The sequence below is a fragment of the Nonomuraea sp. NPDC049607 genome, from assembly GCF_040675375.1.
Taxonomy (GTDB): Bacteria; Actinomycetota; Actinomycetes; order Streptosporangiales; family Streptosporangiaceae; genus Nonomuraea.
This window is the reverse complement of sequence record NZ_JBFAOV010000009.1, coordinates 1-11,968: the sequence shown is the minus strand read 5'-3', so window position 1 is coordinate 11,968 and position 11,968 is coordinate 1. Positions and strand designations below refer to the sequence as shown.

The window sequence follows — 11,968 nt, the reverse complement described above, 5'->3', positions numbered from 1 at the left end:
CCCTACAGCTGATCGGTGATCTCCGTCAATAACGTCTATACCGTCAATCCGTGAATGCCCCGAAGAAGCTGCTGAAGGGCTTGCTGGCGGCCATCGTGCTGATCCCGGTGAGCCTGATGGCGACCCCTGCTTCCGCAGCACCCCCCACCGCTGACCCCGAGTACCCCTGGCGGCAGAACCACTGGCCGCAGACCCAGCCCTGGCAGCAGGACGAGTCGGCCGACGCCCAGACGTTGCGCGCCCGTCCTCCCGGTGGCCTCACGCCCCTTGACCCGCAGAACTGGGAGAACCCCGACCACATGACGTGGGCGGACTACAAGAAGCCTCCCGGCACGAACTGGAGCGACCCGGCCGTCAAGGGCTCCAAGCGCACCTTCAAGGGCGCGCTGGTGCTGCTCGACTACCCCAACCAGGCGTTCGTCGTCACCCAGCCCAAGGGCTCGACGATCTACGCGAACCCGAGCGCCGAGGCCCACGACGTCCCGCGTGACCAGGTGGCCAAGTTCTACCAGGACTTCCTCAACACCCCGAACGCCCTCAACAAGGGGCACACCATCCACGAGTACTGGATGGAGGACTCCGGCGGCCGGTACGGCGTCGACCTGACCGGGTTCGGCCCGTACACGATGCCGGGCAAGGACCACGAGTACGCGCTGGAGCCCGGCTTCAACGGCACCTCCGGCTGCCCGGCGGGCGACACCTGCAACAAGAACCTGCGCATCGACGGCCACAACGCCTGGATCAACGCCGTCGGCGAGGACGTCGCCAAGCAGTACGACTTCGTCTTCTACCTCAGCGCCGGCCAGGACGAGTCGTCCACCTGGCAGGAGTTCGGGATGATGAAGTTCCCGACCAAGGAGGACGTGCCCGACGAGTGGGGCCCGCCGGACCCCGCCCTGCCCAACTGGCTGAAGACCCGTTACGTCGACTGGTCCTCCTGGCAGGCGGCCTCCAACTTCTGGCCCAACGCCAACATCGGCGTCGACTCCGTCCAGGCCGAGAGCTCCGGCATGGCGGTCTACGCCCACGAGTTCAGCCACATCCTCGGCGTGCTGGACAACTACAACAACCCGTACGGGGTGCCGCCGGTCCGGGCGTACACCGGCGTGTGGGAGATGCTCAGCCGCGGCAGCTTCAACGGCCCCGGTGGACCGCACTCCCGCTGGCTGATCCCGCCCACGGCCGGCGCGTCCATGGGCGCCCAGCACATGCTGCGCAACAAGCTCAAGCTCGGCATGGTGGACGAGCAGAACGTCCTGCGCCTGTCGCGTGAGGCGCTCGACGAGTCCGGCCTGGTCACGGCCAAGATCCTGGCCCGCGCCGTACGGCCTGGGCAGGACGACCTGTCGGGCGTCAACATCACCTTCGACGCCCCCGGCGACAAGAGCAGCTGCTCGGCGACCGACCCGCTGTGCGACCGCGGCGGCTACCAGAACTACACGGTCGAGGTCGTGGACCGGATGGGCTCCGACTCCTTCACCCCCGACTCCGGCGTGCTGCTGGCCAAGACCAAGAACGAGGACCGGGCGCCGTTCGAGTGGGTGATCGACGCCAACCCGCAGGACATCGGCATGACCGACTACGTGATGCCCGACGGGACCAAGGTGCCGATCACCGTCGGCGACTACCGCCAGCTCTCCGACGCCCTCTTCCACGCCGGCACCGGCTCCGGCAGCCAGTACGAGTACGTCGACCAGGCCAACCGCCTGCACTTCTACGTCACCGACCTCAAGCGCAACCGGAACGGCGAGCTGTCCTACACCGTCGCCATCCGCTCGCTGGACGGCTCGGGCCCGCAGAAGCGCGGCGTCCGGGTGCTGCCCGGGGCCGGCGTCCCCACCGGCAAGAACGTCTCCACCTGCACGTTCCCGGTGTTCAACACCGGCAAGGCGGCCCCCGCCCAGGGGCAGCACCCCGAGGACGTCAGCTCCTACCTCAACTCCGACGTCTACCGGGTCAAGGCCGAGGTGCAGGGCAAGGGCTGGACCGCCCAGGTGCCCAACGCCCTGGCCTCCGTCGCCTTCGGCAAGCAGGCGCCGGTGACGGTCAACGCGGTGCGTGCGCCCGGTGGCGACCGGCTGGCCCGCGTCAAGCTCACCGCCACCTCGGAGAGCGACCCGAGCAAGACCGCCACGGCCACCTGTCACGTGATCGGCCTGTAGCGGAACGATGGGGCACGGCTGGCGCTCGCCGTGCCCCATCGGCTTGAATCACCCTCGGAAGGGGGTGTTCGGTGCCGGGAAACTTACCGGACAAACCACGACGTAGGCGGGCAAAGTGGGCGGCGCCCGTCTCGGCGGGGCTCGCGGCGGGTGCCGCCAGCGTGCTGGCCGCCTCCCTGGAATGGGACATCCCGCCGCTCGCCAAGATCGGGGTGACGCTCACGGCGGCGCTGCTCGTCGGCGTGACCACCTGGGCCACCACCGAGTCCAAGCCCCGGCGGCAGGCCGCGCCCGAGCCCGGCGTCCTGCCGCCCGACCAGTGGCCGCCCGTGCCCGAGCACTTCACCGGGCGCGCCGACTCCCTCGCCGACCTGCGCGCCGTCTTCGCCGCCCGGCGGAAGTCCTCCGACCTGTCCCCGCCCCTGGTCGTCTCCGTGTACGGCCGCGGCGGCGTCGGCAAGTCGGCGCTGATGACCAGGTTCGGGCAGGAGGTCGCCGGCTGGTTCCCCGACGGCCGGCTCCACGCCGACCTGCGCGGCGGCGTCGACGCCCCCGTACGCCCCGAAGAGGTGCTGATCGGCTTCCTGCGCGGCCTCGGCGTGCGCCTGGCCACCGACCCCGGCGGCCTCGACGAACTGCGCACCCTCTGGCTGACCTGGACCAAGGGCCGCAAGATCCTCATCGGACTGGACAACGCCCACGACGCCGCCCAGGTCAAACCGCTGATCCCGGCCGAGCCCGGCTGCGCGGTGCTGGTCACCTCGCGCTCCCCGCTGTTCCTGGACGGCACGCAGGACACCCGGCTCGGCGTGTTCAGCGAGGCGCACGCCGTGGAACTGCTGGCCCGGCTGGCCGGCGGCGCGCGGGTCGTCGACGACCTGGAGTCGGCCAAGGAGATCGTCCGGCTCTGCGACCACCTGCCGCTGGCGATCAACATCTGCGGCGGCCGGCTGGCCACCCGCGAGCAGTGGACCCTGCGCGAGATGGCCGGGCGGCTGGCCGACGAGCGCCGCCGCCTCGACCAGCTCCAGGTGGCCCAAGGCGTGGACAAGAGCGTACGGGCCTCGGTGCAGCTCAGCTACGACGACTGCACCGGGATCCAGCGCCGCCTGCTGCGCCTGCTCAGCGCGCTGCCCGCGCCTGACGTGCCCGGCTGGGTGGCCGGGGAACTGCTCGACATCTCCGGCCTCGACGGCGCCGACCAGCTCGAAGCCCTGATCGACGCCCAGCTCGCCGAGTGCTCCGGCACCGACCAGGCCGGCGCGATGCGCTACCGCCTGCACGACCTGGTCCGGGTGTTCGCCGCCGAGCTGTCCGGCCAGGACGAGGACGAACGCCGCAGGGCCGCCGTCGAGCGCGTCCTGCACGGCTACCGCCGCCGGGCCGAGGAGGCGGCCCAGAACCGCTGGCCGCAGAACTGGAGCAAGGGCGGCCGCCGCGCCGGGCCCGAGGGACGGTTCGGGGCGGGCGACTGGCTCAACGCCGAGCGGCTGTCACTGCTCGCCATGATCAACCTGGCCGAGCAGCTCGGGCTCTGGGAGCTGACCTGGGGGCTGGCCAGGGCGTTCTGCTCGCTGTGTCACTCGCTGCGGGCCTACTGGGCCGACTGGGCGGCCGTCGCCGACATCGGCTGCGAGGCGGCGCGGCGTACCCGCGACCGGCGCGCGCTGGCCATCGCGCTGCTGGACAGCGCGGCGGTGCGCGGCGGCATGGGCCTGCGCGAGCGCGGCCTGCGCGAGGCCGAGCAGGCGCTGGAGATCTTCGACGGCCTCGGCGAGACCTGGTGGGCGGCCCGCGCCACACGCACGGTCGGCATGACCCTGTTCAGCGGCGGGCACCTCGACCGCGCCCAGGACTACCTGGTCAGGGCGATCACCGCGTTCAAGGCCGAGGACGACCTGTGGTGGACGGCCCGCACCCAGCGCAACCTGGCCGAGATGCGCATGGCGGAACGCCGCCCCGAGGAGGCCCGCGACCTGCTCGAAGACGCCCTGGAGATCTTCCAGCGGGCGGGCAACCGCTACTCCGAGGCCCAGACCCTGCGCGTCTACGGCGAGGTGCTGGCCGCCCAGGCGCGCGGCGAGCGCCTGGCCGGCGACCACCGGGCCTCCGACGCCCTGTTCGTCAGGGCCGGGTTCAGCCTCGACCGGGCGGCCGAGATGTTCCGGCAGCGCGGCGAGCTGTGGGAGGAGGCCCGCTGCCTGCGCGCCGCGGGCGAGGTGGGCGACCCGGCGAGCGGGCTGCGGGAGCTGGAGTACGTCCGGCGGGCCGATGAGATCCTGGTGGCGCTCGGCGACTCGTGGGGGGTGGCCCGCACCGCCGTGTCGGCCGGGCGGGCGCTGGCCCGCCTGCAACGGATCGAGGAGTCCGAGCACGAGCTGCGCCGCGCCGTCCGCGGGTTCCAGGAGCTGGAGGACCGCTGGTGGATGGCCAGGAGCCTGCGCTACCTCGGCGAGGCGCATCTGGACGCGGGCGGGGCCGGCGCGGCGGTCGGGCCGCTGGAGCAGGCCAGGGAGATCTACCGCAGTCTGGGCAACGAGGCGGGCATGCGCCGCACCCTGGAACTCCTGCGCCAGGCCCGGCCCTGACCGCCCGCCGGGGGCGCCGGAGGTCAGGAGTCGCGCGAGGGGTGCCCGCCGGGGGTACCCGGGGGGTCAGGAGTCGCGCGAGGGGTGCCGCTGCGGGCCGCTCGGGCGGTGGGCGTTCGTGTCGCCGTGGCGGGGCGTCCCGTGGGGCTGCGTGTCGCCGTGGCGGGTGCCGCGGTGCGCGCGCCGGTCGGGTCCGTCGGTGCGGGGGCCGATCGCGCCGGTGCCGTACGCGTCGCTGAAGGGGCTTCTCAGCAGCTCGCCCGCCGCCTGCCTGGCCTGCATGACGCTCTCCTCGAACAACTTGCGCACGTGGGCCGCCTGGTCGGACAGCTCCCTGATGCGCTCGTGAGCCAGCTCGTCCCGGACGGTGTCGGCCAGGAGCTGCTGGTACTCGGGGGTCTTGGCGGCCAGCGTCTCCAGGCGTCTGTGGGCGTGGTAGACCTTGTCCGCCTTGAGCACCTGCTTGGCGTACTTCTCCAGGTGGCGTACGCGGTGCGAGAGCGACGTCCAGGCGGCGTCGAGGGCGCTGGTGTACGGCTTGAACGCGTCCTCCATGCCCGGCGGCAGCTCGTGGGGGATGATCCGGCCGTGCTCGGCGTGCATCGACGACAGCCGCCGCAGCCGGTGCGCGATCTGCCAGACCTCCTCGGGCAGCGACACCTGGTTCTCCACCGAGTCGATCAGCCCGGCCTTGTGCACCTTGGAGTTCAGCACGGCCGAGGCCGCGTCCTGGGCGCGGCGCAGCAGCACCTGGCAGGGACGGTCGAGGTCCTCGGGGAGCACGTAGCGGTCGGCGTACGTGGTGGCGAGACGCAGTCTTCGTTTGACGATCCGGTGGGAACTGTCCAACGCCATCCACCGGATCAGGGCGATCAGCCCCATGCCGAGCCCGGCCACGAAGGCGGCCGAAGGGCTGCCGGTCACGATCAAGATCATCACCAGCAGGGCCGGAAGCGCGAAAAGCAGGACGGGGCTGAAGCTGGGATCCATCCGCCTGCCGGAACGGGCCATATGAAGGATGTGCGGGCTCGACCGCAACTCGACCGAGATCTCCGGGGGCAGCGATGGATCGATCACCAGCCGGGGAGGCAGTGCGCGTGGATCCATACGTTCATGCTGCGTTATGAACTAGGAATTCGCTCATGATTGGCCGACATATAAGGTCGAGATGATGAATGAGATGACAAGATGGATCGATCTGGAAGGCGCCGTCAACGTACGTGACCTGGGCGAGCTTCCCACCCGTGACGGCGGGGTCACCCGCCGCGGCCGGATCCTCCGGGCCGACAACCTGCAGGGCCTCACACCGGCGGACGTGTCGCTCCTGGTGAGCGAGCTGAACCTGCGCCACGTCGTGGACCTGCGCTCCACCGCCGAGGTCTCCCTGGAAGGCCCCGGCCCGCTGACCCGGGCACCGGAGGTGACCCACCACCATCTGACGCTCTTCGCCGAGGGCGGCAGGCACACCGACGTCGAGGCCGACTCCATCGACGGCGACCGCGTGCTGCCCTGGCAGGAGCGCGTCGTCGACGAGGAGCTCCGCGTCACCGGCTTCTACTTCGGCTACCTGCGCGACCGCCCCGACGCCGTCGTGGCGGCCCTGCGCGCCATGACCCTCGACGACGGCGCCGCGCTCGTGCACTGCGCGGCGGGCAAGGACCGCACCGGGGTGCTGTCGGCCCTGGCGCTGGAGGTCGCCGGCGCCACCCGCGAGGCCATCGTGAACGACTACGTCGCCACGGGCGAGCGCCTGGAGCTGATCCTCAAGCGCCTGCGCGCCAGCGACACCTACCGGGACGACCTCGACTCCCGCCCGACGGACGACCACATGCCCCGGGCCCGCTACATCGAGCAGTTCCTCAAGGTGCTGGACGACCGCTTCGACGGCCCGCTGGGCTGGCTGCGCGGCCACGGCTGGACCGAGGCCGACAACGCCGCCCTGCGCGCCCGCCTGCGCGACTGATCGCGGCGATCAGCCCAGGCGGACGACCACGCGCTGGTCGGCCGACAGGCGGGCGGCCTCGATGACGGCCAGCGTGTCGATCGCGCCGCGCGGGTCGACCGGGGGCGGCGCGCCTTCGCGCAGGGCGCGTTCCACCCCGCGGTAGAAGTCCAGGTACGCGCCCGGCTCGGTGGGCACCGGCCGGGTGTCGTCGTCGGTGCCGAGCTGGCCCCAGCGGCTCTCCTCGTCGGCGCCGAACCCGGGCGAGCCGGGCGTCAGGCCCGCCCGCAGGCGCTCCTCCTGCACGTCCATGCCGTGCTTCACGTACGCGCCCGCCGAGCCCAGCACCCGCATCCGTGGGCCGAGCCGCGCCGCCACCGAGCTGGCCCACAGGTGGGAACGCACCCCGCCCGCGTGCCTCAGCGCGATGAACGTGTCGTCGTCGGAGGCCACGCCCTCCCGCCGGACGTCGCTCTCGCAGTAGACCTCGTGCGCCGGGCCGAACAGTTGCAGCGCCTGGTCGACCAGGTGGGTGCCCAGGTCGTAGAGCAGGCCGCCGATCTCCTCCGCGCCGCCGGTCTCCCGCCAGCCGCCCTTGGGCACCGGCCGCCAGCGCTCGAACCTCGACTCGTAGCGCAGCACGTCGCCGAGCCGGCCCTCGGCGACCAGCCGCCGGACGGTGAGGAAGTCGCCGTCCCAGCGCCGGTTCTGGAACACGGTCAGCATGACGCCGGCCTCCTCGGCCAGCCGGACCAGCTCGCGGGCCTCCTCGGCGGTGCGGGCCACCGGCTTGTCCACCACGACGGGCAGGCCCTCGGCGAGCGCGGCGGCGGCCATGCTCACGTGCGTCCGGTTGGGCGAGGCGACCACCACGAGATCGCTGTGCTCCCACAGCTCCCGCACGTCCGCCACGCCGGCCGCGCCGTACCGGTGGGCCACCTCGGCCTGCCGCTCCGGATTGCGCGTCACGACCGCGGACAGCCGCAGGCCCGGCGTGGCATGGACGAGCGGGGCGTGGAAGTACGCGCCCGCGGTGCCGTATCCGATCAGGCCGACCCGGAACTCGCTCATCAGCCCAGGTTAACCGGTGCCGCCCCGGAGCCTTCCGTCACTCGTCGTCGCGTTCGGCGAGGAAACGCTCGAACTGGGCGGCCAGCTCGTCGCCCGTGGGCATCGGGGTCGTCTCGGCCATCAGGTTCTCCCGCTCCGCGCCGCCCGCGAACGCGTCGTACTGCTGCTCCAGCCCGCCGATGGCGGTCGACAGCTCCGAGGAGGCCTGGATCTGCTCCTCGATCTCCGTCGTCGTACGGTCGGCCGCGTCGCGCAGCGCCTCCATCGGGAACACCAGGCCGGTGCCCCGCGTCACCGCCTCCAGGCCGGTCACCGCCGCCGTCGGGTACTCCGCCTGCGACAGGTAGTGCGGCACGTGCACCGCGTACCCGACCGCGTCGTGCCCCTGCGCGCCCAGCCGCAGCTCCAGCAGCGCGGCCGCGCTCCCCGGCACCTGGACCCGGCCGAAGGCGCTGGTCTGCGAGTTGATCAGCTCAGGACGGCTGGCGTGCATGGTGATGCCCAGCGGACGCGTGTGCGGCACCGCCATCGGGATGCCGTGCAGCGTGACGATCTTGCTCACCTTCAGCCGTTCCAGCAACTCCCCCACCGCGCGGGTGAACAGCTCCCACTCCCGATCCGGCTCCGGGCCGCTCATCAACAGGAACGGCGTGCCCGTGGCGTCATGGGTGACATGGACGGCCAGTTCGGGGGTCTCACACTCGACCCAGCGGTCGGTGTCGAAGGTCATGATGGGCCGCCGGGACCGGTAGTCGAGCAACCGGTCCACGTCGAACGTCGCCACGACCCGGTGCTCCAGCTCGGCCAGCAGGTGGCCCAGCGCGAGGCGTCCGGCGCCGCCCGCGTCGACGAAACCGTCGAAGTGGTACAGCAACACCGGATCGGTCAGCTCGGGCGCGTCGTCTGCGAGCCTGTAGAGATCCTTCGGGTCGAACACGGTTGGACAGCCTTTCCCTAGGTACTCTTCCCCAGAACCTACGGCGAGTCCGATCGATTCCGCGCAAGGCACCCTATCGAGGGGCAATCCATCGCCTGGACGGGGACCGGGCGGTCCGGGCCGGCGGCTCCAGGACGCCGCGCGCCGGCCGGGGGCTGGCGTTCCGGTCAACTTCGCCATCATCGAAGGTGACACTTTGGTGATGATCGCGGACCGGCTCGGGCGCGTGCGGCCGGATGAAGGCTTCTCGCGTACGGATCCGGCTGCGGCCGCGCGGACGGCGTCGCTCGCCGGGGCCGTGTTCGAACAGAAGTCGGTCGTGGTCAGAGCGCTGCCGGAGACGGAGGCGGATCGGCGGGACGGCACCCCGTCGGCATCGAGCCCAGCCTGAATGATGGCGAATGCCTAGTTTATTCACCGGTTCCCTTGGAGGGTTCCATAGTGTGAAAAAGGCATTAAAGGGCTCCAAGTTGCCGAGTGTGGCCTTTTGAACAACAGATGGTCATGCTGAAGGACGTGGCAACTTCTGCGCATTCCTTCGGTAGCCGACCACTGCACGTCCCTCCGCTCCCGTGCCCGTTCCCCAACGAGATCAACGTGCATGCGACGGAGGTCGACGCGGAAAGTCACGCGTGGCTGGCCGCCTCCAACATGCTCAAGGGCGCCGACACCATCGAGCACTTCCGGCGCTCCAAGATCGGCCTGCTCGCGGCCCGTACCAACCCCGAGGTCCCGCGAGACAGCCTCCGGCTGATCAACGACTGGTACAACTGGCTCTTCGCGTTCGACGACGCGTTCTGCGAGGGCGAGCTGATGGGCCACCGGGCCTCCGCGCTCGCCCGCGCCCTGCCGCCGCTCCTGGAGATCCTGGACGACCGCAGAGAGCCCGACGACAAGGACGCCTTCGGGCTCGCCCTCAACGAACTCCTCCACCGCATCGTCGCCACCTCCACCCCGGCGCAGGTGGACCGGTGGCGCATCACCGTCAAGGAGTACCTGTTCGCCCAGATCTGGGAGGCGGCCAACCGCGAGGTCGACCTGATCCCCACCCCCCAGGACTACGTCCTGATGCGCCGCATCACCGGGGCCACCTACACCTGCTTCGCCCTCGTCGACGCGGGTGGCGGCTACCGCCTCGAAGCCGAGGAATGGCACCACCCCGACGTGCGCATGCTGTCCGACCTGGCCTGCGACCTCATCGGCTGGGACAACGACCTCCTCTCCTACGCCAAGGAGCGGGGCAACGACAAGGCCAGGCACAACCTCGTCACCGTGCTGGCCACCCACAAGGACCTCACCCTCCAGGAAGCCCTCCTGGAGGTCTCCGACATGCACAACCAGGCGATCGCGGCCTTCCTCGACCGGCGCAAGGCGCTGGAGGAGTGGGCCTCGCCGCCGGTCCTGAAGTACGTCCGCGGCCTTGAGCACTGGGTGCGCGGACACATCGAGTTCTCGCTCGGCAGCGCGCGTTACGTGCACGCGTGGCCGGAGGGCACTCGCTGGCCACAGGCCGTCTGAGGCCCCGAGGTCAGTCCTCGGCCGGGGCGTCCAGGTCGCCGAGCGCGAGCGCGGACGCCTCGTCGAGGTCGAGGCGGGCGCCGTTCTCGAAGGCGTTCTTGTAGGCCAGCTCGCCCATCATCGACTTGCAGTCCTCGACGCACGCGTCGTGATCGTCGGTCAGGAACGGCGCGCCCAGCTGCGGCAGACCCGCCGAGCGCCAGTTCTGCTGCAACGCGCCCAGCAGCTTGGCCGCCGCCGGCGCCTGCTTGAGCGCGATGAGGATGCGCGCGGTCGTCTCCAGGACCAGCAGCGTGCCCAGCGTGTCATGGAAGTGCCGCTTGATCCGCAGGCCCTCACGGGCGTTGTGCAGCGCCTCCGCCGGCCTGGCGGTGGCGAGCCGCGTGCGCGACATCGCCCACTGGGCGTACGAGCTGACCCACAGCTCACCGCGCTCGCGGCACACCTGGAGGCAGTCCTGGAGCAGCGACTCGGCCTCGAACAGCTCACCCTGCGACGACAGCACCAGCGACAGCTCGACGATCGCGGGCAGCAGACCCGGGTTGAGCTCCTTGTTGTCGGTGTTGAACTCGATCGCCACGCCCAGCAGCGCGCTGGCCTTCTGCAGGTCGCCCTGCAGCAGCGCGGCCGTGCCCTGCATCTTCGAGGCCAGGATCACCGCCCTGGAGTCGCCCACCCGGACGGCCTCCGTGCTGCACTGCTCGGCCGCCGCCAGCGCGCCGACGCTGTCACCCTGGGCGCTGCGCACGTAGGACAGCACCCACAACGCCTTGCAGCGCTCCTTGCTCGGCGCCGGGTTGGCCTCCAGCGCGCGTTCGAGGTAGAGCCGCCCTTCCCGGACGAAACCACAGCACACCCACATGAACCACAACGACGCCAGCAGCGTGAGAGCCGAGGCGCTGCGCAGGGGCGAGGACAGCGCGTGCTCCAGCGCGACCCGCACGTTGTCGTGCTCCTGACGCATGCGCACGAACCAGTAGATCTGCCGAGGGCCCGACCACGCGTCCTCGCTGCGCTGGGCCAGGCTCAGGTAGTACTCCAGGTGGCGCTGCCGCATCTGCTCGGACTGGCCGAGCTTGTCCAGCCACTCCTCGCCGTACTCGGCCAGCGTGTCGATCAGCTTGTAGCGGACGCCGGAGTGGTGGCTCCTGATCAGCAGGATCGACTTCTCCACCAGCCCGGTGACCAGGTCGGTGATGTCCTCCGACGGCAGGCGCCCGTCGGAGCAGACGAACCTGGCCGCGTCGAGCTCGAAGTCGCCGGCGAACACCGACAGCCGCGCCCACAACAACCGCTCGGCGGGCTCGCACAGCTCGTGGCTCCAGCCGATCGCCGCCCGCAGCGTCGCGTGGCGCGGCAGCGCTGTGCGGCTCGCGCCGGCCAGCAGGCTGAACCGGTCGGTCAGCAGCCCGAGGATCTGCTCCACCGACAGGGCGCGCAGCCGCACCGCCGCCAGCTCGATCGCCAGCGGGATGCCGTCGAGCCTGCGGCACAGCTCGGCCACCGCGCCGATGTTCTCCTCGTCGAGCTGGAAGTCGGGCACGACCGCCCCCGCCCGCAGCGCGAACAGCTGGACCGACTCGTTGGTGAACAGGTTCTCCGCCGGGTCGTCGCCGGGCACCAGCAGCGGCGGCACCGGCACCACCTGCTCGTAGGGCAGGTGGAGCGACTGCCTGCTCGTGGCCAGCACCTTCAGGTTGGGCGCGGCCTCCAGCAGCTCGTGGACCAGCTCGGCGCAGCCCTGCACCAG

The 11,968-nt window shown here is 71.2% G+C and carries 9 protein-coding genes; 5 read left to right on the top strand and 4 right to left on the bottom strand.

Annotated elements, in window-relative coordinates:
- Window positions 1-50 precede the first annotated feature (50 nt).
- A complete protein-coding gene (locus AB0J97_RS19300; protein WP_364090343.1) occupies window positions 51-2,162 on the top strand; it encodes a M6 family metalloprotease domain-containing protein in 2,112 nt (703 codons plus the stop codon).
- Window positions 2,163-2,323: 161 nt separating this feature from the next.
- A complete protein-coding gene (locus AB0J97_RS19295) occupies window positions 2,324-4,750 on the top strand; it encodes a tetratricopeptide repeat protein (protein WP_364090340.1) in 2,427 nt (808 codons plus the stop codon).
- A 66-nt stretch (window positions 4,751-4,816) separates the two neighbouring features.
- Here the strand turns inward: AB0J97_RS19295 and AB0J97_RS19290 are convergent, their stop codons facing one another.
- Window positions 4,817-5,857 (bottom strand): hypothetical protein, encoded by a 1,041-nt coding sequence (locus AB0J97_RS19290; protein WP_364090337.1) that lies wholly within the window; start codon window positions 5,855-5,857, stop codon window positions 4,817-4,819.
- 73 nt (window positions 5,858-5,930) lie between these two features.
- On the opposite strand from AB0J97_RS19290, the gene AB0J97_RS19285 reads away from it, so the two are divergent.
- Complete coding sequence (locus AB0J97_RS19285; RefSeq protein WP_357697832.1) at window positions 5,931-6,713, top strand: tyrosine-protein phosphatase; 783 nt, start codon at window positions 5,931-5,933, stop codon at window positions 6,711-6,713.
- Window positions 6,714-6,722: 9 nt separating this feature from the next.
- On the opposite strand, the gene AB0J97_RS19280 is transcribed toward AB0J97_RS19285, so the two are convergent.
- Both AB0J97_RS19280 and AB0J97_RS19275 read right to left on the bottom strand, forming a co-directional pair.
- Entirely contained in the window at window positions 6,723-7,763 is a 1,041-nt protein-coding gene (locus AB0J97_RS19280) for a Gfo/Idh/MocA family oxidoreductase (protein WP_364090334.1), read from the bottom strand.
- 37 nt (window positions 7,764-7,800) lie between these two features.
- Window positions 7,801-8,700 (bottom strand): PAC2 family protein, encoded by a 900-nt coding sequence (locus AB0J97_RS19275; RefSeq protein ID WP_357697836.1) that lies wholly within the window; start codon window positions 8,698-8,700, stop codon window positions 7,801-7,803.
- 199 nt (window positions 8,701-8,899) lie between these two features.
- Between AB0J97_RS19275 and AB0J97_RS19270 the strand changes: the two genes are divergently transcribed.
- A complete protein-coding gene (locus AB0J97_RS19270; RefSeq protein ID WP_364090331.1) occupies window positions 8,900-9,091 on the top strand; it encodes a hypothetical protein in 192 nt (63 codons plus the stop codon).
- 206 nt (window positions 9,092-9,297) lie between these two features.
- Window positions 9,298-10,218: a hypothetical protein gene (locus AB0J97_RS19265; RefSeq protein WP_357697840.1), complete on the top strand. Its 921-nt coding sequence runs from the start codon at window positions 9,298-9,300 to the stop codon at window positions 10,216-10,218.
- A 10-nt stretch (window positions 10,219-10,228) separates the two neighbouring features.
- Here the strand turns inward: AB0J97_RS19265 and AB0J97_RS19260 are convergent.
- The coding region (locus tag AB0J97_RS19260; protein WP_364090328.1) for an ATPase at window positions 10,229-11,968 on the bottom strand (1,740 nt) is incomplete at its 5' end.

Coding starts and splice junctions, on each gene's coding strand:
- AB0J97_RS19290 (WP_364090337.1), bottom strand. CDS start 5,857: ATGGATCCACGCGCACTGCCTCCCCGGCTGGTGATCGATCCATCGCTG.
- AB0J97_RS19285 (WP_357697832.1), top strand. CDS start 5,931: ATGACAAGATGGATCGATCTGGAAGGCGCCGTCAACGTACGTGACCTG.
- AB0J97_RS19280 (WP_364090334.1), bottom strand. CDS start 7,763: ATGAGCGAGTTCCGGGTCGGCCTGATCGGATACGGCACCGCGGGCGCG.